Below are 25,424 nucleotides of genomic sequence, written 5' to 3'. Positions count from 1 at the left end.
TCGTCTCCTCAATGGATGACGATTTTTTTTAGTTAAATCTTTCTTAAAAGTGGCATTTAATTGCTTTTAGTTTATTGAAAAACTTATTTTTGCGTAATTATAAAATTCAAAATGAAAAAATATCTTTTATTGTTTATCATCGCGGTTTTTGCGATGTCTTGCTCTAAAAAAGTAGAAGTAAAAGGAAAAATCACTGGCGGTTCTCCATTAGAGAGAATCGAATTTATTGAAGCTTCGGGAGTTGCTACATTACCATTAATTAATATCGGGGTGAAAAACGACGGAACTTTCTCCGGAAGTTTCGATGCTCCTAAAACAGGAATGTACGTGATTTCTTACGGTGGAAAACAAAACTTAATTTATTTAAAAGGAGGTCAGAAACTTGAAATTTCTGGTAACGGAATGACTTTCCCTTCTGAATACGTCATCACTGGAGATGCTAAAAAGAACAACGATTTCTTTACTGCAACTCAAAAATATCTTTCAACGTATGCTCAGACTGTCAACATGAATGAGCTGATCATGAAGGATGAAAAAACTTTTTTAAAAGGAATTGAAAAAGTTCAGGCAGATATCAACAAAAATATCGAAGAGAACGTAAAAAAAATCAGTCCGGATAACGAAATCGTAACTTGGAAGAAAAACGATCTTGCAAGTACGTTGCTTACGATCATGAATCAGTATGACATTAGCCATAAGCAAATGGGAAACCCATCTTTCAAAGTGACTAAAGCATTCACAGATTTTGAGAACAAGCTACAGGAAAACAAAGATGTAATGGTGAAAGAAAACCCTTACTACAGACAATTCCTTTTGGGTAAAATGAGTCCGGACTTCCAAAAGTATGCGGAAGCAAACAGCAAAGGAAAAACTGATGTTACAACTTCTGAATTATTTTCAGAATATTTAAAGAAAAATCAAAAAGATCTTTCACAAACTGCTAAAGATTATTTATTGGCGTTTGTAATGGCTCAGTCAGATATTCATCCGGGAACTCCTGAGAAAACTGTTGAGAAAATCAAGAAGATTATTGATACTGATATTAAAGATGCTACCATTAAAGAAGATCTTAAGAAAATTCAGTTTGCAATCAACGGTTTCAAAGTTGGTGAGCAGGCTCCTGAAGGATCATTAGTAAAAGCAGACGGAAAAGCGTACAAACTTTCCGAAAACAAAGGAAAACCTTATTTGCTTACTTTCTACGCTTCTTGGAATCCTTACATCGGAGAATCTGTAACTCCTGTTTTGAAAGAAGTTGTGAATTTCTACAAATCTAAAATGAACTTCGTTTTTGTAAATGTTGATGATACTAAAGATCAATTTGTAAAAACAAGCAACTCTTTATTAAAAGGAATTACAGGAACAAATGTTTATGCTGATGGAGGATTAAATTCTGATATGGCTAAAAAATACGGTGTTTACGGATTCAAATTGCCTTGTTTCATCATCGTTGATAAAGACGGTAAAATTGCAAGCAAGCCATTCTTCAACTTAGGAGATCCGGAATTGGTAACTGTTTTAGACAAACAAACAGGTCTTTCTGCTCCAAAAGTGAATCCTAATGTGCAATTACAGCAAGGTAACGGAATGGATCCTGCAGTAGTAGCAGCTCAACAACAAGCGGCTGCTGCAGCGGCTCAGCAACAGGCAAAACCTCAACCTGCTCCAACGAAATAATTTAAAATAATTATAGATAGAAACCTTATCTTCGGATAAGGTTTTTTTTATTGTATTTTTGCAAACTGAAACTTAAGGTTTCTGGGAAAATAGAAAATTTTAGAATGAGTAGAAAGAATAAGAAAAATTTAGTTCTTGAAAATATAAAGCTCTTAAATGCAGGAGCAAAAGGTGTTGCAATCGGTAGAACCGAGGAAGGTAAAACGGTATTGGTTTCGGGTGCAATTCCGGGAGATGTTGTGAATGTAAAAGTAAAGAAAGCGAAGTCTAAATATTACGAAGGAGAAGCTGCTGAAATAATCGAGAAATCGCCTTTCAGAGTGGATGCAAAATGTGTTCATTTCGGCGTTTGTGGTGGTTGTAAGTGGCAGAATATGAGCTATGAAAAACAATTGGATTTCAAACAGGAAGAGGTTTACAATAACATTAAAAGAATTGGTGGAATCGAGAATTTTGAAACAATGCCGATTTTAGGTTCAGAAGAACAGTATTTCTACAGAAATAAAATGGAATTTTCTTTCTCAAACGCTCGTTGGTTAACTCAATATGAAATTAGCTCTGAGGAGAATTTCGGAAACAAAGATGCTTTAGGATTCCATATTCCTGGAATGTGGAGCAAAATTTTAGATCTTAAAGAATGTTTTCTTCAGGAAGAGCCTTCAAACTCAATCAGATTGGCGGTTAAGAAATATGCTGTTGAAAATGGTTTAGACTTTTTTGATGTTAAAAATCATGATGGTTTTTTAAGAACTTTAATGATGAGACAAAACTCAAAAGGCGAATGGATGGTTCTTTTCCAGCTTTACAGAGAAGAAAAGGAAAACAGAGAGAAATTATTTGAATTTTTATTGGAGAAGTTTCCGCAGATTAAAACATTAGTTTACGCAATTAATCCAAAGCCTAATGATTCTATTTACGACTTGGATGTGAATACTTATTTCGGAGAAGGTTACTTAATGGAAGAAATGGACGGATTGAAGTTTAAAATAGGTCCAAAATCCTTCTTTCAGACAAATTATAAGCAAGCGCTCGAATTATACAGAAAAACGCTTGAATTCGCCGATTTAAAGGGTGATGAAGTGGTTTACGATTTATACACAGGAACAGGAACGATTGCTCAGTACGTTGCAAGGAATGCAAAACAGGTGATCGGTATCGAATCGGTTCAGGAAGCTATCGATGCAGCCATAGAACATGCAGAGTTGAACGGATTGACAAATACAACATTCTACTGTGGTGATATGAAGAACGTTTTTAATGATGAATTCATGGAAAATCACCCAAAAGCTGATGTTTTAATTACCGATCCGCCAAGAGACGGCATGCACCAGAAAGTTGTTGAACAGATATTGAAATTAGCTCCTGAAAAAGTGGTGTATGTAAGCTGTAATTCTGCAACTCAGGCCAGAGATTTAGCCTTAATGAAAGACGATTACACTGTTGTAAAAATCTTACCTGTGGATATGTTCCCGCAAACGCACCACGTAGAAAACATCGCCTTGTTGATTAAGAAATAATTTTAATTAAATTTGAATTTCAAATCTAAATATTAATGAAGTACTTTAAATTCCTGATAACCATCTGTTTTATGGGCTTGTTGGTTTCCTGTGGCGGAGACGATGATATTTGCGAAAGCGGAGAAGGAACTCCAAGAATGAAGGTGTCTTTTCTTACAGAGGAAAGTGGCAAAGAGAGGACTTTGGATTCTCTTTACGTTGCTGTAGATTATGGCTCAGGAAAGGTACAGCTAGGAGCTCAGACGAAAATTACATCGCGGGTAATTCCTTTGAGGGTGGATACTTCGCCTTATACAGATATTTATTTTAGAACTACAAAATATGGGGAAGAATCTAAAGTGAGAGTAAATTATACTACAAAATCGTCTTATGTTTCGCCGGGATGTGGGATAAAACTCAATTATGAAAACCTTACTTCACAATTAGATCCACCTACAACAAATTCACCGGTGAAAAGCATTCAAGCCGGACAAAATTTTATAGAGAATGAAGAAAAGACTAATCTATACCTTCTTTTTTAGCATCATAAGCCTTTTGAGTTTTGCTCAGGAGAAAAAGGCGGAAAAGAAAGAAAAATGGAAATACGAACCCAATTTTATGGTTGGTTTTGATGTTCTCAACACGGGAGTTTCGTTTTTTTCGGACAGACAATTGTTTCAGGGTTTCATTTCCTCAAAAGTGAAAGATAATATGCATGCCGTGATAGAAGCAGGTTTTGAATCGAATGTTTATCAGAAAAACAGCTACGATGCAAAAGCAAACGGACCTTTTCTGAAATTAGGAGGATTCTATATGCTGGCAAAAGATCCCGAGAATGAATTCAACGGATTTTATGCAGGAGCCAAAGTTGCAGGATCATTCTACAAACAGGAGTATATGGCTGTTCCTGTTCGTGGTTATGGAGGGAGCAGTTCATCTATTGCGTTTCCATCATCTTCACAATCAACATTTTGGCTGGAAGGAACTTTAGGCGGAAGAGTAGAGTTGTTTGATTCTAATTTCTTTATTGATGTAAATCTTCAGCCAAGATATTTGGTATACACATCTAAGCAGGACGATATTCAGCCCATGATTGTACCTGGATTTGGAAGAAGTTCTTCAAAATTTAATATGGGTTTTGCATGGAATTTAGCGTATAAATTTTAAAACATTATATCTCAGGTAATTGAGATCTTAAAAAAGGCTTGAGAATTTTCTTAAGTCTTTTTTTGTTTATTTGTTAAATATTTTAATTAAAATAAGAATTTTTTGTAGCATTTAATGGTTTAGTTTAAATTAAATCGTTTTTTTTAGCTTTTTATTTTTCATGTAAATATTTTTGAAACAAAATACCTTATATGAATTGTAAAACTATACTTAAATTATTTCGTTTGTTGTCTGTTTTGTTATTTTCAATAACTTTTGCACAGAAACATAATACTCAAGACAAAATCATTTTTGGCAAAACGTATACATTAGAAGAACTGAAAAAAACTTATGGAGTTATTAGATGCGCATCTAGTGAATATGAAGCGATGTTGCAAAAAAAGAACCCGAGAAGAATGACGAATGAGCAATTTGAAGCATGGATTGCCCCTCTTATTGCAAACGCGAAAACTAATAAATCTCAAAATGGAGGAATTATTACAATTCCTGTTGTTGTACATGTTATCCATAGCGGGCAGGCATTAGGAACAGCTCCAAACATTACAGACAATCAGGTGAAATCACAAATTACTGTAATGAATAATGATTACAGAAAAATGGCAGGAACACCTGGATACAATACAAATCCGGTAGGAGCAGATATAATGATTCAGTTTGCTCTGGCTAAAGTTGATCCTAAAGGAAATCCTACCAATGGAATTGATCGTGTAAACTTATGCAAATCTTCATGGCCGGAAAGCGAAATTGATGGTTATGTGAAGCCGGTAACAATTTGGGATCCTACGAAATATATGAATATGTGGAGTTTAAAATTTTCTGATACCACTTTGTTGGGATATGCACAGTTTCCTGATTCTAACCTTCCTGGTTTAGATCCTATTGGAGGTTATGCAGATACAGACGGCGTAGTTGCAAATTATAAGACTTTTGGAAGCAGCGATTATAATGATGGGACTTTCCTTTTATCAGCACCTTATGATAAGGGAAGAACGATGACACATGAAGTAGGCCATTTCTTAGGTTTAAGACATATTTGGGGTGATGCAAGTTGTGGAGACGATTATTGCGCAGATACACCTACGGCTCATACTGCAAATTATAATTGTAATCCTACAATTGCAAGCTGCGATAATCCTTCTGTTTACGAAATGGTTCAGGATTATATGGACTATACTCCCGATACCTGTATGAATATCTTTACGACGAATCAAAAAGATAGAATTACAGCAGTAATGAACAACTCTCCAAGAAGAATGGAGTTGAAAACATCTACAACAGATCAGCCAATTGCATTATTTACAAATGATGCAGAATTAAAGGCAGAAAGAAACTGTAGCCAAACTGCTTGTAGTTCCGGATCTCCTGTTACAGTACAATTTTCTCTATATAACAGAGGAACTTCGCCACTGACTTCGGCAGTGATTTCTTATTCTGTGAATGGAGGAAGTGTACAAACGACAAATTGGTCTGGAAATCTTGCTCAAGATGCATATGCTATAATAAATGTTTCTACTGGTGCTACTTCTGGAGATGTGAATGCGAAAATTGTTTCAGTAAATGGTACATCAGATCAAAGAGCTAGTAATAATTCCTCTTCGTTGGCTATAGGAAATTCTGTTCCTGTTTCCAATACTAATTTTACATTTGAATTACAACTGGATCCATTTGGGTCAGAAGTTTCTTGGAATTTGAAAAATAGTGTTGGTTCTACTCTATATAGTGGAAGCGGATATCCTGATGCTACAACAGCTTTGCCAGCTTTGATTACTCAGAACTGGACTCTTCCAGTAAATGATTGTTATACTTTTACTATTAATGATACATATGGTGATGGGATTTATGATGAAGGTGGTTTCTATAGGATTAAAAACTCTTCAGGTGCAATTGTAGTAACTGGAGAAGCATATACTTATTCTCAACAAAAATCTTTTAAAGTAGTCAATGCAAATGTATTAGCCACAAATGAAGTGAAAAAAGAGACATTTGGCATTTATCCAAATCCAGCTAATGATGTTTTAAATATTACTAATGTTTCAAACAGTGCTAAATTTGAAATTCATAATGCAGTAGGACAACTTGTAAAAGGTGGTGCTATTGGGAACAATCAGGTAAGAGTCGCTGATTTGGTAAAAGGAACTTATGTTATTACAATTACAGATAATAATAAAACAGAAAATATTAAATTTATCAAGAAATAAAATTACTATTTTCCCATAATTATAAAAAAGCTCTGAGATTTTTCTCAGAGTTTTTTTTGAAATAAATTTCCAGTATAAATTTGCTTTTTACTTATAAAATATAAATAAATATTCATTTGGATTTAAAAATTTGATGGATTTTTTGATTTTTAAATAGGTGTTTTAATAGATAAATTATATATTTGTGAAAACATTAAAATCTATTTTCATGCGAAAATCTACTCCTTCCAAAACTTTATTGTTGTTACCTCTATTATGTGCAGGACTTTTTAATGCACAAGTTTATAGTGGTAAAAAAGCTGTAGCAGAAAAAACGCTGCAAGAATTATCTCAATCTAACGGATTCGAGAGATGTGGGACTACTGAATATGAAGAGTTCCTAAGAAAGGCATTTCCTGGCAGAATGTCTGTCGAGCAATTTGAAGCTTGGATAAAACCTTTAATTGAAAAAGCAAAAACAGAGAAGTCACAGAACGGAAACATTGTAACAATTCCGGTGGTTGTACACGTTATTCATGGAGGACAAGCATATGGTTCGGCTCCAAATATTGTTGATGAGCAGGTGATATCTCAGATTACAGTAATGAATCAGGATTTCCGTAGATTGGTAGGAACTCCGGGGTTTAATTCGAATGTTGTAGGAGCTGATACTCAAATTCAATTTGCACTGGCAAAGGTTGATCCTAATGGAAATCCTACAAATGGTATTGATCGTGTTAAAATGTGTCAGTCTACTTTCAAAAGAGATGCTATTGAAGCTTTTGTAAAACCTGAAACAATTTGGGATCCTACTCAATATATGAATATGTGGAGTGTTGCTTTTGCTGCACCAAATACAAATCTTTTAGGATATGCTCAATTTCCTGACGGCTCTGGTTTAGCAGGTCTAAACCCAATAGGAGGTGATTCTTTTACTGATGGTGTTGTTGCTAATTACGCGACTTTTGGAAGTAGCGATTTTAACGTAAATAATACATTTATTCTTTCTGCTCCTTATGATAAAGGAAGAACGATGACGCATGAAGTTGGGCACTTTTTAGGATTAAGACATATTTGGGGGGATTCTGCTTGTGGAACAGATTATTGTGCAGATACACCAACGGCTCATACTTCAAATTATACTTGTAATCCTACGATTGCAAGCTGTGATAATCCTTCTGTTTACGAAATGGTTCAGAATTATATGGACTATACAAATGATACTTGTATGAATGTTTTTACTGTTGATCAAAAAGCTAGACTTACAGCAGTGATGAATAATTCTCCTAGAAGAGCTTCATTAAAAACGTCCACAAAAGATATTGCTATTCCGTTATTTGCGAATGATGCCGAGATAAAATTAGAAAGAGCTTGTGGAACACCGGTTTGTGGAACGGCATCAGCTTTACAGGTAACTATTTTTAATAGAGGAACAAGTGCATTAACATCCGCTACAATTAATTATACAATAAACGGAAATACTCAGTCATTCAACTGGACGGGAAATTTAGCCCAGGATAAATCTCAACTTATAAATCTTCCTGTAGCGGCCAATGCTGCTTCAGGACCTGTAACAGTTGCTATTGCTTCTGCAAACGGGGGAACAGATCAAAGAGGAGCTAATAATACAGCTACAGGAACTTATGTAGGAGGAACTACAAGCGTGGGAACAAATGTTGTTTTCAATCTTCAGTTAGACTATTATGGTTCTGAAATAACATGGACTTTAAAAAATAGTGCAGGTACAACAGTTTACAGTAGTCCGGCAGGAGGTTACCCAGATGCAGCTCCAAATATGCCGGCTTTAATTACTCAAAACTGGACTTTGAATCCTAATGAATGTTATACATTTACCATAAACGATTCTTATGGTGATGGTTTCTATTTCTATGGAGGATCTTACAGTATCAAATCAACTTCAGGAGCAACATTAGTTTCAGGTTCTAATTTCCCAACTACTCAAAGCAGACTTATAAAAGCTGAGCTTTTAGCAACAACTGAAGTGAAAAAAGAAACATTTGGTATTTATCCAAATCCTGCTTCTGATATTATCAATATTACTAAAGTTTCAAACAGTGCTAAATACGAGATTCATAACGCAGTAGGACAACTTGTAAAAGGTGGTGCTATTGAAAACAATCAGGTAAGAGTAGCTGATTTGGTAAAAGGAACATATATTATTACTATTAATGATAAAAATGTTTCTGAAAATATTAAATTCATAAAAAAATAAGAAATATTTTTTCTGATTTTTAAAGAAATAATGAAAAGTCTTGAGTTTGCTCAAGGCTTTTTTTTGGGAATTTTTGCAATTTTTTCAATTCTATTTCCTTTTTTTTGTGTTTGCTAAATGAAATAAACTTTAATTTGTCTTGTTTATCAAGGAATCATTGATTATTTTTGGAATATTAAAATAAATCCTTATATGAAAAAACTCATTACTACTTTTTTATGTAGTTTAATTGGGGGAACTGCACTTGCGCAGTGGACTCCGACTACATTTGAGGGGGGATCACAGAAATCTTCTAACGTGAGAAGTTACTATAAGCTGGATCTGAACAAAATTAGAACTCAGCTTAGAGATGCACAGGAGACAGGAAAAAATGCAAAATCTGTTGAAATCTCTTTACCAACGCTAGATGGTAAGATTGAAAAATTTGCGATCTACAGCTTTCCGGTTGTAGTGAAAGAATTGGCCGATCAATATCAACTAGGATCTTATGTGGGAGTTGGTATTGATGATCCTACTAAATATGTAAGATTCTCAGTTGCTCCAAACGATTTCCAATCGATGATTATCCAAGCTGGGGTGTATCAGTTTATTGAACCTCAAAATGCTGATAAAACAATCTATGGAGTACATTCTAAAACTAATAAAACTGCAGGAGGTTTTCTTTGCAGCATGAACGAAAGTACTTTATCCAAAAAGCAAATAGATGCTTTGTACTCTAAAGGAAAAACTTTTACCAATCAATCTACAAACTTTGCCAAATCTTCTGATAAGAAATATCGAACAATGAGATTGGCAATGTCTGTAACAGGAGAATACACGCAGTTCTTTGGTGGTACGGTTGCAGGAGCTCTTACAGCGATCAATGCGACAATGACCAGAGTAAATGGTGTTTTCGAAAAAGATTTTGCTTTGCACTTAAATGTACAGAACTTCCCTGGTGTAATTTATACAAATCCTGCCACAGACCCTTATTCAAATGCAAATACAGGTGCAGGAGGAGCTTGGAATCTTGAACTTCAAAATACTTTAACTGCAAACGTAGGAAATGCAAATTACGATATCGGTCACTTATTCGGAGCTTCCGGAGGTGGTGGTAACGCAGGTTGTATTGGTTGTGTTTGTACAGATCCGACAACTGCTGAACCGGAAGGTAAAGGTTCTGGGTTTACTTCTCCCGCAGATGCGATTCCGCAAGGTGATAATTTCGATATCGACTATGTAGCTCACGAAATGGGTCACCAATTAGGAGCAAACCATACATTCTCTATGAACTTAGAGGGAACAGGTGTAAATATGGAGCCAGGTTCCGGATCTACAATTATGGGATATGCAGGTATTACAGGAGCAACTGATGTTCAGGCGCACTCTGATGCTTATTTCCATGTTGCAAGTATTTTACAGGTTGAAGATAATTTATCGACTACAACTTGTGATGTTGAGACTAATATTACAAACAATCCTCCTGTAATTGGAGCTCTTTCAGATTATACCATTCCAAAAGGAACTGCATTTGTTCTTACGGGAACTGCGACTGATGCTGAGAATGATCCGATGACTTATACTTGGGAGCAATTTGACAGTGCAAGTACTCCGGTAACAGGTGTTACAGGAAATAATACAACTGGAGCTTTGTTCAGATCATTAACTCCAACAGCTACAGGTAATACAAGATACTTCCCTAAATTATCTTCAGTATTAGCTGGAAACCTTACAGTTCCTGCAGATTGGGAAACTGTATCTAATGTTGCAAGAGCTACAAATTTTGTGTTAACAGTAAGAGATAACAACCCTGTTTCTACTTCTCAGCAAACACAAAGTGATATTCTAACTGTAACTGTAAGCAACGATGGACCATTTAAAATTAATACTACTCAGGTTTATCATAATGCTCCGTCAAATGTAACATGGGATGTAGCAAATACAACAGCTGCTCAATATAATACACCAAATGTAAAAGTTGATTATACAACAAACAATGGTACAACTTGGACAGTACTTTCTGCTTCTACGCCAAACGATGGAACGGAATCATTTACTTTCCCTGCTGCATTGAACGGACAAAATATTAAACTAAGAATTTCGTCTATAGGAAATATTTTCTATGCTGTAAAGCAAATCTTAGTAACAGCAGCTTCTGCTTGTGATGGAACAGCACCTACAGGAATTACAGTTACAAATATTACAGCAGCTTCGGCAACCGTAAATTGGAACACTGTTATTGGAGCTACTTACCAGATCAGATATAAAAAATCTACAGAAACTGTTTGGCAGCAAACAACTTCTACTACAAATTCAGTTACTTTGAATAGTTTAGAAGAAGGAGTGAAATATGATGTTCAGGTAGCTGCAGTTTGTTCTGGAACTCCGGGAGCTTATTCTACAAACAGCCAGTTCATCACATTGTCTTCTGTTACATATTGTGCATTAACATCTGCTGATGCTTCTGAAGAATACATTTCTAATGTAACTTTAGCAAATGTAAACAACACGTCTGGAGCTAATACATATACAGATTATGGAACGGATCCTACAAAATTGATAAATCTTGTAGCTGGATCTACTACTAATACTGTTTCTGTAACTAAAGCTTGGCCAGCGGATATTTATCCTGAAGGTGTAAGAGTTTGGATCGATTTCAACAGAGATGGTACATTTGCAGATTCTGAATTAGTATTGACTTCGCCAGCAAGTACAGTAGCTACCGTAAATTCTACATTTACAGTTCCTGCAACGGCGGTTCTTAATAAAGCTCTTAAAATGAGAGTTGCGATGAGATATAATACGGTTGCTGCAGCTTGTACATCTTATACTTATGGTGAAGTTGAAGATTACAACGTAATGATTTCATCTACTGTTTTGGCGACAAATGACGTGAATGCTGCTAATGATGACATCCAATTATATCCAAACCCGGCTTCAGATGTTTTAAATATTACTAAAGTATCAGATAAAGCTGCTTATAAAATCTACAGCGCTGCTGGTCAGTTAGTAGATAGAGGAACTATTAATTCAGGAAAAATTAATGTTTCAGGATTAATAAAAGGTGGATATGTAATTACAATAGAAGATAAAGGAAAAGATTTATTTAAATCTAAGTTTATCAAAAAATAATTAATATTTTAAATACTAGCAAATCCTCAGGTTTACCTGAGGATTTTTTATTTTTAAGGGGAGTAGTATGAAAAATATACCTTTTTTAATTAAATTAAATGAAAAAATGACATTGAATAGCTGAAAATGTCTATATTTGGCGCGTAAATTTAATTTGAAAAGCTATGAAGAAAATTTTTACTTCTTTCTTCTCTCTTTTGGTATTGGGTACGGTTGCCGTAAATGCGCAATGGTCTCCAACATCTTTTAAAGGGGAGAAAGTAAGAAAAGAAACTAATGACAGAGCCTATTATTCTTTGGATATTGCAGCATTGAGATCTCAGCTGGCAAATGCAAAAGAAACAGGTAAAGGAGCTAAAGCAGTTGAAATTTCACTACCAACAATAGATGGTAAAGTTGAAAGATTTGCTGTATACAGTTTTCCTGTGGTTGTAAAAGAGCTTGCAGACCAGTATCAATTGGGCTCTTATGTAGGTGTGGGAATCGATGATCCTTCAAAATACTTAAGATTCTCAGTTGCCCCAAACGATTTTCAGTCAATGATTATCAAAGGTGGAGAATATGAATTCATTGAGCCTGCTAATTCTGATAAGACTGTTTATGGGATTCACCCAAAATCAGGAAAAGACGGAAAAGGATTTTTATGTTCTACAGACGAAAGCCCAGCTGCTGTAAAACAGATTGATCAATTATTAAAAAAAGGACACTCTATCTCGAATCAGCCGACAAACTTTGCTAAGAGTACAGACCAAAAGTACAGAACAATGAGATTGGCAATGTCTGTAACTGGTGAGTACACTCAGTTTCACGGTGGAACAGTAGCGGGAGCTTTAGCAGCTATTAATGCAACCATGACAAGAGTAAACGGTGTTTTCGAAAAAGATTTTGCTTTACATTTATTTGTACAAAATTATCCGGGTATCATCTATACCAATGCAGCAACAGATCCTTACTCAAATGCTAACGCAGGTGTAGCAGGAGCTTGGAATCTTGAGCTTCAAAATACTTTAACAACAAACGTAGGAAATGCAAACTATGATATCGGTCACTTATTCGGAGCTTCCGGAGGTGGTGGTAACGCAGGTTGTATTGGTTGTGTATGTACAGATCCTACAACTGCAGAACCAGAAGGTAAAGGTTCTGGATTTACTTCTCCGGCAAACGCCATTCCGCAAGGAGATTCTTTTGATATTGATTATGTAGCTCACGAAATGGGTCACCAATTAGGAGCAAACCACACATTCTCTATGAACGTAGAAGGAACTGGTGTAAATATGGAGCCAGGTTCCGGATCTACAATTATGGGATATGCTGGTATCACTGGAGCGACTGATGTTCAGGCTCACTCTGATGCTTATTTCCATGTTGCAAGTATTTTACAGGTTGAAGATAATTTATCGACTACAACTTGTGATGTTGAAACTTCTGTTACTAATCATCCTCCTACAATTAATGCCCTTACAGACTATACAATTCCAAAAGGAACTGCATTTGTTCTTACGGGAACTGCGACTGATCTTGAGAATGATCCAATGACTTATACTTGGGAACAATTTGACAGTACAAATACTCCGGTAACTGCTGTTACAGGAAATAACACCACTGGAGCTTTGTTCAGATCATGGACTCCAACAGCTACAGGTAATACAAGATATTTCCCTAAATTATCTTCAGTATTAGCTGGAAATCTTACAGTTCCTGCAGATTGGGAAACTGTATCTAATGTTGCAAGAACTACAAACTTTGTTTTAACAGTAAGAGATAACAACCCTGTTTCTACTTCTCAGCAAACACAAAGTGATATTTTAACGATCACTGTTGGTAACAACGGACCATTCAAAGTTACAACTCAGTATGCAAACATCAGTACACCAACTCCTATTAACTGGGATGTTGCGGGGACAACTGCTGCACCTTATAATGTAGCTAACGTTAAAATTGATTATACAACTGATAACGGAACAACATGGACTGTGTTAGCAGCTAATACTCCAAATGATGGTGTGGAAAATGTTACACTTCCTGCATCTTTGAATGGACAAAATATTAAATTAAGAATATCTGCTCTTCAGAATGTATTCTATGCAGTTGGCTCAATTAATGTAGCGGCTTTTGCTCCATGTGACGGATCTGCTGTAACAGGTGTTACTACAAGTGGTGTTACATTTAGCGGTGTTACTGTTAACTGGTCTCCGGTTTCAAATGCTACTTACATTATTCGTTATAGAAAAGTAGGAGATACAACTTGGCAACAAACGACTTCTACTTCACCTACAGTAACATTGTCAGGCTTAACAGATGCTACAAACTATGAAGTACAAGTTGCTGCTGTTTGTTCAGGAACTCCTGGAGCTTATTCTACATCTGCTACATTTACAACTTCTGCTGTTACATATTGTACTGCAGGAAGTACTAGCGGACAGTTTAATTATATTTCTAATTTAACATTAGGTACAGTAAATAATACTACTGCTGGAACAACGTATTCAAACTTTACTACAAATCCTTCTTTACAGGCTACCTTATTGCCAAATAGTACAAACAACACAATCAGTGTTTCAATTACTACTACTGTTTCTGGTGCTTCAGTAAATGGTATGGCTGTATGGATTGACTTCAACAAGAACGGTACTTTTGATGCTAATGAAAGAGTACTTAATATGCCGGTAACTGCTCTGCCTATTGGAGCAACTCCTAAAACTGGAACATTTGCAGTTCCTGCGACAGCTGTAACAGGTACTCCACTAAGAATGAGAGTTGTTACAGTTCTTATTAATCCAAACAGTGTAGGTGCTACTATTCCAGATTCATTTGCTTGTGGATCTTTCCCGAACGGAGAAGTAGAAGATTACAACGTTATCGTATCTGCTCCATTAGCAACAAGCGATGTGGCTGGTCCTAAAAACGATATCCAGATTTATCCAAACCCAGTATCAGATATTTTAAATATTACTAAAGTTTCTGATAAAGCTGCTTACAAAATCTACAGCGCTGCTGGACAGTTGGTAAAACAAGGAAACATCAATAACGGACAAATTAACGTTACTGAATTAATTAAAGGTGCTTATGTAATTACAATTGAAGATAAAGGAAAAGAATCATTCTCTTCTAAGTTCATCAAAAAATAATTAAATACACTTCAAATATTATAATCCCCGGGTTTTACTCGGGGATTTTTTGTTTTTATCTTTTTTAAATTTAATTTAATTTTTTAAAAGTGATTTTTTAAAATTGCTACTCTTTACCATATGTAAATAAAATATTTATTTTAATTCAAATTGAAAGAAAATATATCCAAAAATATCATGGATACTATTTAATATTAACTCCTTTTTTTGTGATTTTTTAATTTTAAACAGTTGTTTTAATTTTTTGAGGAATTTGTATAAAAAAAATGAATATATTTTTAAATTAATAACAAAAAATAATTAGATTTGTATAATTAATATAATATATTGAGAAAGTTATGAAGAAAAAATTTACTTCTTTCTTTTTCCTTTTATTGTTTGCGATCACCAGTGCACAATGGAGTTCCACAACATTTAAAGGAGGAGGTATTCGAGGAAGTTCTGAGATCAAGAACTATTACTCGCTAGACATTTCTCTACTAAAGTCACAATTGGCAAATGCACAAGAGACCGGTAAAAATGCAAAGCCTGTCACGATTTCTTTGCCTACTTTAGAAGGGAAAATCGAAAAGTTTGCAGTGTATAGCTTCCCTGTGGTAGTGAAAGCATTGGCAGATCAATATGAATTAGGATCTTATGTAGGAGTCGGGATCGATGATCCGGGCAAATATCTAAGATTTAGCTTGGCGCCTGATGATTTTCAGTCGATGATTATCAAAAATGGTATTTACGAATTTATAGAGCCAGTTGGTCAAAGCAAAACAGTTTACGGTGTGCACGCAAAAACTGATAAAAGCAACGGTGGCTTCTTATGTTCGATGAACGAAAATCAGTTATCTAAACAAGAGATAGCTAAACTTTACGATCAAGGTAAATCTTTTGCAAACCAGACAACAAATTTTGCTAAAAACTCTGACAAAAAGTACAGAACAATGAGACTAGCAATGTCTGTTACGGGAGAGTATACCCAATACTTTGGAGGAACAGTGGCAGGAGCTCTTACAGCTATTAACGCTACTCTTACAAGAGTAAACGGTGTTTTCGAAAAAGATTTTGCATTACATTTAAATTTACAAAACTATCCCAACATCATTTACACAAATGCTGCTACAGATCCTTACTCGAATGCTGCAGCAGGAGTTGGTGGTGCATGGAATGGCGAATTGCAGCAAACGCTTACGGCAAACGTAGGTAATGCTAATTATGATATAGGTCACTTATTCGGAGCTACCGGTGGCGGTGGAAACGCAGGTTGTATCGGTTGTGTTTGTGTCGATCCTACATCCGGAGTACCCAATGGTAAAGGTTCCGGATTTACTTCTCCTGCAGATGGTATTCCGCAAGGAGATAATTTTGATATAGATTATGTAGCCCACGAAATAGGTCACCAATTAGGAGGTAATCACACATTTGCTCATGCTCTTGAGGGCTCGGGAATGAACGTGGAACCGGGTTCCGGATCTACAATTATGGGATATGCAGGGATTACAGGGGCAAATACAGATGTTCAACCACACTCTGATCCTTATTTCCATGCAGTGACGATTACTCAGGTTCAGAATAATCTTACAAGTAAGACTTGTGATGTTGAAACAACAATCACAAATAATCCGCCGGTAATCACTGCGATGTCGGCTTATAATATTCCTAAAGGAACGGCTTTCGTTTTAACGGCTTCTGCCACAGATCCTGAAAATGATCCTTTAACATATTGCTGGGAAGAAGTAGATAATGCGAATGTTACCATTAATAAAAATAATTTAGGAACAACGGCTTCTGGAGCTACGTTTAGATCATTTAACCCAACAACAAGCCCTACAAGATATTTTCCTAAGTTATCTTCTGTATTAGCTGGAGTTTTAAATAATTCAAACAATGGGTGGGAATCTGTTTCTACTGTTGCAAGAAATACAAACTTCAGAGTAACGGTAAGAGATAACAGCCCACAAGCAAATCAGCAACAGACACAATTTGCAAATCAGCAGATTATTGTAGGTAATGATGGTCCTTTTAAAGTAAATACTACTACTGTTTATAATAATGGTCCAACGACTGTTGCTTGGGATGTGGTAAATACTGCCGCTGCACCTTATAACTCACCAAACGTAAAGATTGATTATACTCTTGATAATGGTGTAACCTGGACTGTACTTGCTGCTTCAACGGCTAATGACGGAAATGAATCTTTAACATTCCCGACTACTTTGACTGTTGGTGCTACGGTAAAAATCAGAATCAGTTCAATCGGAAATGTATTCTATGCCATTAGTAGCGCTACTGTTGCGAGCTTAGCTGCTTGTACTGGTGCGGCGCCAACTGGTATTGTTGTTTCGGGTATTACTCAAACTCAAGCTACTGTTACTTGGACAGCTCTTGCTGGTGCGACTTACGTTATCAGATATCGTCCGGTAGGAAGTACAACTTGGGTTCAGGTGACTTCTACAACAAATACAATAAACCTTACTCCATTAACTGATGGAACTCAGTATGAGGTACAGGTTGCTGCTGTATGTTCTGGAACTCAGGGTACATTCTCTGCGTCTACGAACTTTACAACTCCGGGACTTAACTACTGTACAATGACATCAAGTAACTTCAACGATGAATATATTTCAAACGTAACAGTTACTCCGAATGGTGCTGCAGTAATGAGTAATAACTCCGGAGGATCTACTTATACAGATTATACAACAACGCCAAGTGCATTGGTAAATCTTGTTATTGGTTCTGCTAACAACTCAATTTCTGTAACTAAATTCTGGACAGGAAGCACATTCAGTGAGGCTGTAGGGGTTTGGATTGATTTCAACAGAAATGGTGTTTTCGAATCTTCTGAACAAGTAATGAACTCACCTGCAAACACGACAACTCCGGTTTCAGCTACGTTCTCTGTTCCTGCAACAGCTTACAACGGTCCTTCTACGACAAGAATGAGAGTTGTAATGTCTTATAATTCTTCTGCTACAATGTGTACAAGTTTCACATTTGGTGAGGTAGAGGATTATGCAGTTAAATTAATCCAGCCAATTCCTTGTACAAGTAATGCTCCGCTGAACCTTTCGGTTTCCAATATTTTAGCAACTTCTGCATATGTTATGTGGGATCCTGCTGCAGGAGCTACTTATATTTTACAGTGGAGACAGGTTGGTAGTACAACTTGGAATACAGTACCTTTAACTTCGAATGCTTATAACCTTACAGGTTTAACAGAGCAGACTCAATATGAAGTTCAGGTAGCTTATGTTTGTGGTGGAGTTACAGGTACATTTACAAACCCACTGCAGTTTACAACTCCGGCGGTTACGTATTGTAATATTACTTCAACTACGAATACAAATGGTTACATTTCTAATGTGACAATGACTCCTACGAACTCTTATGTAATGAGTAACTCAACAGGTGCAAATGGTTATACAAACTATTCTGCGGATGCTTCTAAACTAATTACATTAGTTCGTAACTCTACAAACAATACACTTTCTGTTTCTAAATCATGGTTAACAACTACTGTTTCTTCAATGGCAGTTGGAGCTTGGATTGATTTTAATAGAAATGGTATTTTTGAAACAGGGGAAAGAGTAATCAATACTACTGCTAGTACAACAACCCCAATCTCTGCAACATTTACTGTTCCGGGAACTTCTTATAACGGACCGCTTACACTTAGAATGAGAGTTATTTTCTCTACAACTACAGTAAGTGATCCTTGTGCTACGGTTGCCAATGGAGAGATAGAAGATTATGCTGTTAAAATTGTTGATATATCACCATGTACAACAGCTCCTCCAACTCCAATTGTTGTTTCAAATATTACAGCTTCTACGGCTTTAATTTCTTGGATCAACTCTACAGGTGCGACTTATACACTAAGATACAGAACAGGTACTGGAGCTTGGACAACGATTCCTTTAGCAACAAACCCTTATCAGATTATTAATTTAAATGCTTCTACAACATATGAAGTACAGGTAGCTACAATTTGTGGTGGTACTACGGGAGCTTGGTCTCCTTCTGTAAACTTCACAACACCTGCACTTACTTATTGTAATTCGGGTACAGCTGCTGTTACAGATGCATATATTAATAATGTAACAGTATCTGGTGCAAATACACCAACAATGTCTAATAATTCAGCATCAAGTATGTATACAGATTATTCTACAGATGCTACTAAGATTATTTCATTGGCTCGTGGTTCTACTAATAATACGTTATCTGTAGGTAGAACTTTCACAGGAACTGCTACTTATACTACTTACGCTTGGATCGATTTCAACGGTGATGGATTATTTAATAATAACCCAACAACTGTTGCTGGTGGTGAGAGAGTAATGGCATTAACGTTCTCTACAACTACACCTGTAACGGCTACATTCCCTGTTCCTGCAAATGCTTACTCAGGAACGAATAAGCCGAAAATGCGTGTAATGACTTATAACGCAACTCCTACTGATCCATGTGCTACGCTTACAGGTAATGGTGAGGTTGAAGATTATCAGGTTAAATTTGTAGATGTTCCGGCTTGTACAACAGCTGCACCTACAGGTATTTCGGTAACGGCTATTACAGCAGTTAGTGCTAACGTTTCATGGACATTTGCTACAGGTGCTACTTATTTAGTAAGATGGAGAACAACCAGTCCTGTTGGAACTTGGAATACATCTACGGTTGTAACTACTAATAACTATACAATTACAGGACTTACTGAGCAAACAGCTTATGAAGTACAGGTAGCTACAATTTGTGGAGGTACACAAGGGCCTTGGTCTACTTCTACAACATTTACAACTACTCCTATTACCTATTGTCCAATGATTGGAACAGGAACTAATGATTTCATTTCGAATGTTACTCTTACTCCTGTTAACCCAGGTCTTCCGGTTGTAAATAATACATCGGTTCAGACAAACTATATTTTATACAATACTCCGGCGACACTTGTTAATTTAGAAATTGGTTCTACAGGTAACAAAATTTCCGTAGCGAAAGGATGGGCTACAGGTACACAAAGTGACGCAGTTTCTGCATGGATCGATTTCAACAGAAACGGAACGTTTGAAACTACAGAGCAGATCCTTGCTTCTGCAGCGAGTACAACAACTCCTGTTACAGCATTGTTCAACGTACCGGCAACAGCATATAACGGACCTTTGACGACTACAATGAGAGTTGTACTAAGACGTACAAGTGCTCCTGTTTTATGTTCGAACCCTGCAAACGGAGAAGTTGAAGATTATACAGTAAGATTGAGACCTTGTAATACTACAATGCCTACAAACTTAACTATTAATACAATTACTCATATCTCTGCAAATGTAAACTGGACTTCACCAGCAGGTACGCTTACTTATGTGATCAGATATAGAGTAGCAGGTACAAGTACTTGGACGGAAGTAATAGCTTCTTCACTTTCTGGAAACCCTCCATATACTTTGACTGGTCTTACTCCAGCTACAACATATGAGGTTCAGATTGCGTCAAGCTGTGGAACTGCACCAGGAACATTTACTGCAACTCAGACATTCACTACGAGATGTGATCCTACACCTCCGAATGTTACAATTGGTACTATAACTACAAACAGTGCAGTTATCTCATGGGCTCCAGTAGTACCAAGTGCAACTTACGTAGTAAGATACAGAGTTGTTGGAACTACACTTTGGACTCAGGTGAATGTTACAGCTGCTCCATTAAATACAACTACACTTACAGGTCTAAGCCCTTATACAACTTACGAAGTACAAGTAGCGAATATCTGTAATGGTGAGACTGCAACTAACCCTTGGTCTAACCCTAAAGTATTTACAACTCTAAGAACTTGTGAATTGCCACCTCCGGGACTTACAATTACCAATCTTACTCCTACAACAGCAGTAGTGGTTTGGGATCCTTTCCCAGGTGCGACTTATATCTTGAGATATAGAAAAGTAGGTATTCCGAGCTGGACATCAGTTACAGTTTCTAACAATACTTATACATTAACAGGATTAACAGAATTGACTCAGTACGAAATGCAAGTGGCAAATATTTGTAACGGTAATCCGGCAAACTATACACCACCATATTTCTTCACTACACCTACTGTAGTATACTGTCAAATGGCTTCAACAACAGCATCAACAGTATATGTTTCAAAGGTAACAGTTGAGCCAAATGGTAAACCTAAGATGGAAAATGTATCAGCGGCTTCTATGTATTCAGATTATACAGGTGTTCCTGCGAAGTTTATCGAATTGGTACAAGGTTCTTCAAATAATAAAATTACTATCGAGAAAAAACCAAGTGGAAGCATTAAAGCTGGAATCGCAGTTTGGATCGACTTCAACAGAAACGGATATTTCGATATTAATGAAAGAATCATGGCTGCTTCGCCTAGTACAGACGAAAATGTAAGCACAACATTCTCTGTTCCTGCAGATGCATTCATCAGCTTAACAGACTATAAATATGTAGTGATGAGAGTGGCGATGGCTAAAGATGCGATCCCTGTAAACTGTACAAACTTCCCTGATGGAGAAGTTGAGGATTACACCGTGAGAATTTCTAAGGCACCGGTTCCTAATGCAATCAACCAGACGGATATCGTGATTTATCCTAACCCTGTAAGTACCGTATTGTACGTGAAGAACATTAGCAAAAAAGCTAATTACAAGATCTACAATGCAGCAGGACAATTGGTAGCTGGTGGAATTATTTTGAACAATATGATTAATGTTCATGCTCTAATCAACGGAGTTTATGTAATAGACATCCAGGATGGAGAAACAACTGTTCAAAAGAAATTTATCAAAGAATAGAACACACTTAATATTAATCTAATTATGGGCTCTCAGTAATGGGAGCCTATTTTTTTTGATTAAAAAAACTTTATACAAATTCAAAGCATCAAGGTTTCAAAAACCTTGATGCTTTATAAGAAATTAAATAAAAAAACTCGCTAGAAAAATATCTAACGAGTTTTTATTTATTCGATATCGAAGATTATTCTTTCGGTTTGATCCTTTAAATCCTCTAAATTGGTATTGTTATAGATAATGCAGTCCGCCAGTTTTATCTTATCTTTTTCTGGCATTTGCTTCTCCATGACAGCCTCTACTTCACGGTAGGTTTTGCCGTCTCTATCCATCACCCTCTTTGCTCTGATATTATCTTCGGCTGTAACTAAAACAGATTTATAACATTGTTTATTTAATTTCAATTCAAACAACAAAGCGGTTTCTTTAAAAACTAAATATTTGGTTTGTTTTTTCACCCAATCTTCAAAATCAATTCGAACGGCGGGATGAATAATTTCGTTTAAATTGTGCAATAAATCTTTATTATTAAAAACTTGATCAGCTACAAATTTTCGGTTATAATGCCCATTCTCATCATAAGCTTCGTTACCTAAAAGTTCTTTGATTTTTGCTTTTAAATCATCGTTTTCATTCACAATATCTTTTGCCCTGTCATCCGAATAATAGACCGGAAATCCGAACTCTTCAATGAATTTCGCAACAGTTGTTTTTCCTGAACCGATTCCGCCTGTCAAACCAATGATTTTAGATTCCACTTTGGCATTAACGTTTAAAAACTGTTCTGCGGTAAATGTATTTCCTGACGATATATCAGAAGGATATTCGGCATGAACGGCAAAATTAGGTTCCTTATAAGTATGACTTACATGGTCATTTGAACCACTGTCATGATTTGTATGATCCATTGAATCATGACCAAAGTCGTTGGTGTCACTCATAATTTAATATCCAAAAACATCATTAAAAGTAAACGTCTCATCCAATCTCACGCCTTTTTCAGTCATTTTAAGACTAGCCAGCTCGTGGTGAGCATCGTGTTCGAAGAACAATAAATATTCGTTATCCACACATTGTTTCAGGAATTTTCCTTTTTCTTCTAATGTTAAAAGTGGACGAGTATCGTAACCCATCACATAAACATGAGGAATATGTCCAGCTGTAGGAATCAAATCCGCAGCAAAAACAATCGTTTTATCCTGATATTGAAGTACGGGAAGCATCTGTTTTTCCGTATGACCGTCAACGAAAATAACGTCCATTTTCAAGTCTGGAGCAAAACCATAATTTCCCGTTGTAGGAAGTGGTAAAAAGTTCAGTTGTCCACTTTCCTGGATGGGCATAATATTTTCCTTCAGGAAGCTCGCTTTTTCTCTTGCATTCGGTTCTGTTGCCCATTGCCAATGGTTTTCATTCGTCCAGAACTGTGCATTTTTGAAAGCCGGTCTATAACCTGTTTTGTCATCATTCCATTCGATCGCTCCACCGCAGTGGTCGAAATGAAGGTGAGTGAGGAAAATATCGGTAATGTCTTCTCTTACAAAACCATATTTTTTTAAGTTTTTGTCTAAATTATCGTCTCCCCAAAGAGAATAATGACCAAAAAATTTATCATCCTGTTTGTTTCCAAGACCGCAATCAATTAAGATTAATTTTTTTCCGTCTTCCACCAAAAGAGAACGCGTTCCAAGTTCGATTAGGTTTCTTTCGTCTGCAGGGTTTGTTTTCTCCCACAGACTCTTTGGGACGACTCCGAACATGGCACCGCCATCCAGTTTAAATTTTCCACATTGTATTGGATATAATTTCATATAATATTAAGTTTTTTATAATGTATTTATAATTATGATTTTTACTGCAAAATATATTTTAATCAAATAAAAGTCTGCTTTTATACTCTTTTAAAAGCTAATTTTTCAAAACTAACATCTTTTGTATCTTTTGTGGTAAAAACAATTTTTTTTTTCAATAGTTTCATTTTTTCAGCAATTCGTTTTCCGTTTTCATCACCATTTTCAAGATTTGAAATAATGTTTTGGAAATCGTTTTCCTTTCTGTTTTGAGATAGTTTTTGCTTAATAAAAATTTCAGTCGAAATGATTTTTAAACCAAAAGCACCTTTCATTTCCTTTTCTACAAATTCCTTTCCCATATCTTTCACCATCATCGGACATTGCTGAAAATTTTCGTATTTCGAAGTTAATTTATCTAAATGATTGTACAATTCATCATCATTCATCAACTCAACTTTTCCATGAATCTGTACCGCTTCATAATTCCAAGTTGATACATTGATATGATCGTACCAACTGCTCGAAATATACGTATGCGCTCCTAAAAAATCACAAAGAACATCATCTCCATTTTTCAGGGTTTTTGCTTGCGGATTGGCTCTTGAGATATGAGTTTCTATATAAATATTTTCTTTATCATCATCATTCAACATCATCATAGAATGTGTCGCACGAATCTTATCCACAGAAGAAATTAATAGCGCAAAAGAATTCTCTCGGATGATTTCTTTCATCAGATTGTAATCTTCGCTTTTATATAATTTAGGAATAAACATTTTAATTATTAATTAGAATAGTTCTCCCGGATTTTTAGGTATCGCAATATTCAAATGTTTATATGCCTTTTCCGTCACTTCACGACCTCTCGGTGTTCTGATGATAAATCCTTCTTGAATCAAAAAAGGCTCGTAAACCTCCTCCAATGTTTCAGGGTTTTCTGCAATCGATGTTGCTAACGCCGAAATGCCTACAGGTTTTCCTTTAAAGTTTTCAATCATGACACGCATGATTTTGTTATCCATTTCATCCAAACCAAATTCATCTACATTTAATGAATTTAAAGCATATTTTGTAATCTCAATTTCAATTTCACCATTTCCTTTAATTTCGGCAAAATCACGAACTCTTCTTAAAAGAGCATTCGCAATTCTCGGGGTTCCTCTGCTTCTTCTGGCGATTTCAATCGCAGCATCCTCATAAATCTTCACACCCAAAACTCTTGCACTTCGGATGATGATCATTGATAAAAGCTCGATCGTATAATATTCCAATCTGCTTTGAATTCCAAATCTTGCCAACATCGGTTTTGTCAACATTCCGCTTCTCGTTGTCGCTCCAACCAATGTAAATGGATTCAAACCAATCTGAACGCTTCTCGCATTTGGACCCGTTTCGAGCATAATATCGATTTTATAATCTTCCATCGCAGAATATAGATACTCTTCCACGACAGGCGAAAGTCGGTGAATTTCATCAATGAAAAGGACATCATTTTCCTCTAGATTGGTCAATAAACCGGCTAAACTTCCCGGTTTATCCAAAACAGGACCCGAAGTAATTTTACAGTTTACCCCAAGTTCATTCGCAATAATATTGGCTAAAGTTGTTTTTCCCAAACCTGGTGGACCATGTAGCAGAACATGGTCTAATGCACCACCACGTTTTTTGGCAGCCGTTACGAAAACCTCAAGATTTTCTAACGTTTTCCTTTGTCCCGCAAAATCTTTAAAACTCTGCGGACGAATCTGTTCTTCCTGTTGAAGTTCTTCGCGGGAATAATTGTCTTTGTCTGGATGTAAAAAATCAGGCATTAATTCAATTTCATTTACCGTAAAGATAGGAAATTTA

Annotated in this window: 13 protein-coding genes; 9 read left to right on the top strand and 4 right to left on the bottom strand. The window is 36.0% G+C overall.

Annotated features, from left to right (window positions below; all coding sequences use genetic code 11):
* Nucleotides 1-111 precede the first annotated feature (111 nt).
* From ACKX2A_RS09050 to ACKX2A_RS09010, 9 genes are all read left to right on the top strand, one after another.
* A complete protein-coding gene (locus ACKX2A_RS09050; RefSeq protein ID WP_415329030.1) occupies nt 112-1,677 on the top strand; it encodes a TlpA family protein disulfide reductase in 1,566 nt (521 codons plus the stop codon).
* A 104-nt stretch (nt 1,678-1,781) separates the two neighbouring features.
* The gene (gene rlmD / locus ACKX2A_RS09045) at nt 1,782-3,194 is read left to right on the top strand and encodes a 23S rRNA (uracil(1939)-C(5))-methyltransferase RlmD (RefSeq protein WP_415329029.1); all 1,413 of its coding nucleotides are present in this window, start codon (nt 1,782-1,784) and stop codon (nt 3,192-3,194) included.
* A 35-nt stretch (nt 3,195-3,229) separates the two neighbouring features.
* The gene (locus ACKX2A_RS09040; RefSeq protein WP_415329028.1) at nt 3,230-3,715 is read left to right on the top strand and encodes a DUF6452 family protein; all 486 of its coding nucleotides are present in this window, start codon (nt 3,230-3,232) and stop codon (nt 3,713-3,715) included.
* Nucleotides 3,681-4,340, top strand: a complete 660-nt coding sequence (locus tag ACKX2A_RS09035; RefSeq protein ID WP_415329027.1) for a DUF6048 family protein — start codon at nt 3,681-3,683, stop codon at nt 4,338-4,340. The genes ACKX2A_RS09040 and ACKX2A_RS09035 overlap by 35 nt, the downstream gene beginning before the upstream one ends.
* Before the next feature lie 191 nt (nt 4,341-4,531).
* Nucleotides 4,532-6,538 (top strand): M43 family zinc metalloprotease, encoded by a 2,007-nt coding sequence (locus tag ACKX2A_RS09030; RefSeq protein WP_415329026.1) that lies wholly within the window; start codon nt 4,532-4,534, stop codon nt 6,536-6,538.
* Nucleotides 6,539-6,722: 184 nt separating this feature from the next.
* The gene (locus ACKX2A_RS09025) at nt 6,723-8,750 is read left to right on the top strand and encodes a M43 family zinc metalloprotease (protein WP_415329025.1); all 2,028 of its coding nucleotides are present in this window, start codon (nt 6,723-6,725) and stop codon (nt 8,748-8,750) included.
* Nucleotides 8,751-8,942: 192 nt separating this feature from the next.
* Nucleotides 8,943-11,861: a reprolysin-like metallopeptidase gene (locus ACKX2A_RS09020; RefSeq protein ID WP_415329024.1), complete on the top strand. Its 2,919-nt coding sequence runs from the start codon at nt 8,943-8,945 to the stop codon at nt 11,859-11,861.
* Between the two features lie 164 nt (nt 11,862-12,025).
* On the top strand, nt 12,026-14,989 hold the full coding sequence (locus ACKX2A_RS09015; RefSeq protein ID WP_415329023.1) for a reprolysin-like metallopeptidase: 2,964 nt from the start codon (nt 12,026-12,028) through the stop codon (nt 14,987-14,989).
* 338 nt (nt 14,990-15,327) lie between these two features.
* Nucleotides 15,328-21,786, top strand: coding sequence for a GEVED domain-containing protein (locus tag ACKX2A_RS09010; protein WP_415329022.1), 6,459 nt, complete (start codon nt 15,328-15,330; stop codon nt 21,784-21,786).
* 167 nt (nt 21,787-21,953) lie between these two features.
* On the opposite strand, the gene coaE is transcribed toward ACKX2A_RS09010, so the two are convergent.
* The 4 genes from coaE to ruvB form a co-directional block, all read right to left on the bottom strand.
* Nucleotides 21,954-22,541 (bottom strand): dephospho-CoA kinase, encoded by a 588-nt coding sequence (coaE, locus tag ACKX2A_RS09005; protein WP_415329442.1) that lies wholly within the window; start codon nt 22,539-22,541, stop codon nt 21,954-21,956.
* Between the two features lie 186 nt (nt 22,542-22,727).
* On the bottom strand, nt 22,728-23,594 hold the full coding sequence (locus ACKX2A_RS09000) for an MBL fold metallo-hydrolase (protein WP_415329021.1): 867 nt from the start codon (nt 23,592-23,594) through the stop codon (nt 22,728-22,730).
* Nucleotides 23,595-23,674: 80 nt separating this feature from the next.
* Nucleotides 23,675-24,352, bottom strand: coding sequence for an FMN-binding negative transcriptional regulator (locus ACKX2A_RS08995; protein WP_415329020.1), 678 nt, complete (start codon nt 24,350-24,352; stop codon nt 23,675-23,677).
* A 12-nt stretch (nt 24,353-24,364) separates the two neighbouring features.
* The gene (ruvB, locus tag ACKX2A_RS08990) at nt 24,365-25,387 is read right to left on the bottom strand and encodes a Holliday junction branch migration DNA helicase RuvB (RefSeq protein WP_415329019.1); all 1,023 of its coding nucleotides are present in this window, start codon (nt 25,385-25,387) and stop codon (nt 24,365-24,367) included.
* Between the last annotated feature and the right edge of the window lie 37 nt (nt 25,388-25,424).

This window comes from Chryseobacterium sp. MMS23-Vi53, assembly GCF_047651245.1.
In the GTDB taxonomy this organism is placed as follows: Bacteria; Bacteroidota; Bacteroidia; order Flavobacteriales; family Weeksellaceae; genus Chryseobacterium.
The sequence above is the reverse complement of the archived record's forward strand: the minus strand, read 5'-3'. Positions and strand labels throughout refer to the sequence as shown.

What these genes read in the sequence shown, in the direction of transcription:
- ACKX2A_RS09050 (WP_415329030.1), top strand. Translation starts at nt 112, where the DNA reads ATGAAAAAATATCTTTTATTGTTTATCATCGCGGTTTTTGCGATGTCT.
- rlmD (WP_415329029.1), top strand. Translation starts at nt 1,782, where the DNA reads ATGAGTAGAAAGAATAAGAAAAATTTAGTTCTTGAAAATATAAAGCTC.
- ACKX2A_RS09040 (WP_415329028.1), top strand. Translation starts at nt 3,230, where the DNA reads ATGAAGTACTTTAAATTCCTGATAACCATCTGTTTTATGGGCTTGTTG.
- ACKX2A_RS09035 (WP_415329027.1), top strand. Translation starts at nt 3,681, where the DNA reads ATGAAGAAAAGACTAATCTATACCTTCTTTTTTAGCATCATAAGCCTT.
- ACKX2A_RS09030 (WP_415329026.1), top strand. Translation starts at nt 4,532, where the DNA reads ATGAATTGTAAAACTATACTTAAATTATTTCGTTTGTTGTCTGTTTTG.
- ACKX2A_RS09020 (WP_415329024.1), top strand. Translation starts at nt 8,943, where the DNA reads ATGAAAAAACTCATTACTACTTTTTTATGTAGTTTAATTGGGGGAACT.
- ACKX2A_RS09015 (WP_415329023.1), top strand. Translation starts at nt 12,026, where the DNA reads ATGAAGAAAATTTTTACTTCTTTCTTCTCTCTTTTGGTATTGGGTACG.
- ACKX2A_RS09010 (WP_415329022.1), top strand. Translation starts at nt 15,328, where the DNA reads ATGAAGAAAAAATTTACTTCTTTCTTTTTCCTTTTATTGTTTGCGATC.
- ACKX2A_RS09000 (WP_415329021.1), bottom strand. Translation starts at nt 23,594, where the DNA reads ATGAAATTATATCCAATACAATGTGGAAAATTTAAACTGGATGGCGGT.
- ACKX2A_RS08995 (WP_415329020.1), bottom strand. Translation starts at nt 24,352, where the DNA reads ATGTTTATTCCTAAATTATATAAAAGCGAAGATTACAATCTGATGAAA.
- ruvB (WP_415329019.1), bottom strand. Translation starts at nt 25,387, where the DNA reads ATGCCTGATTTTTTACATCCAGACAAAGACAATTATTCCCGCGAAGAA.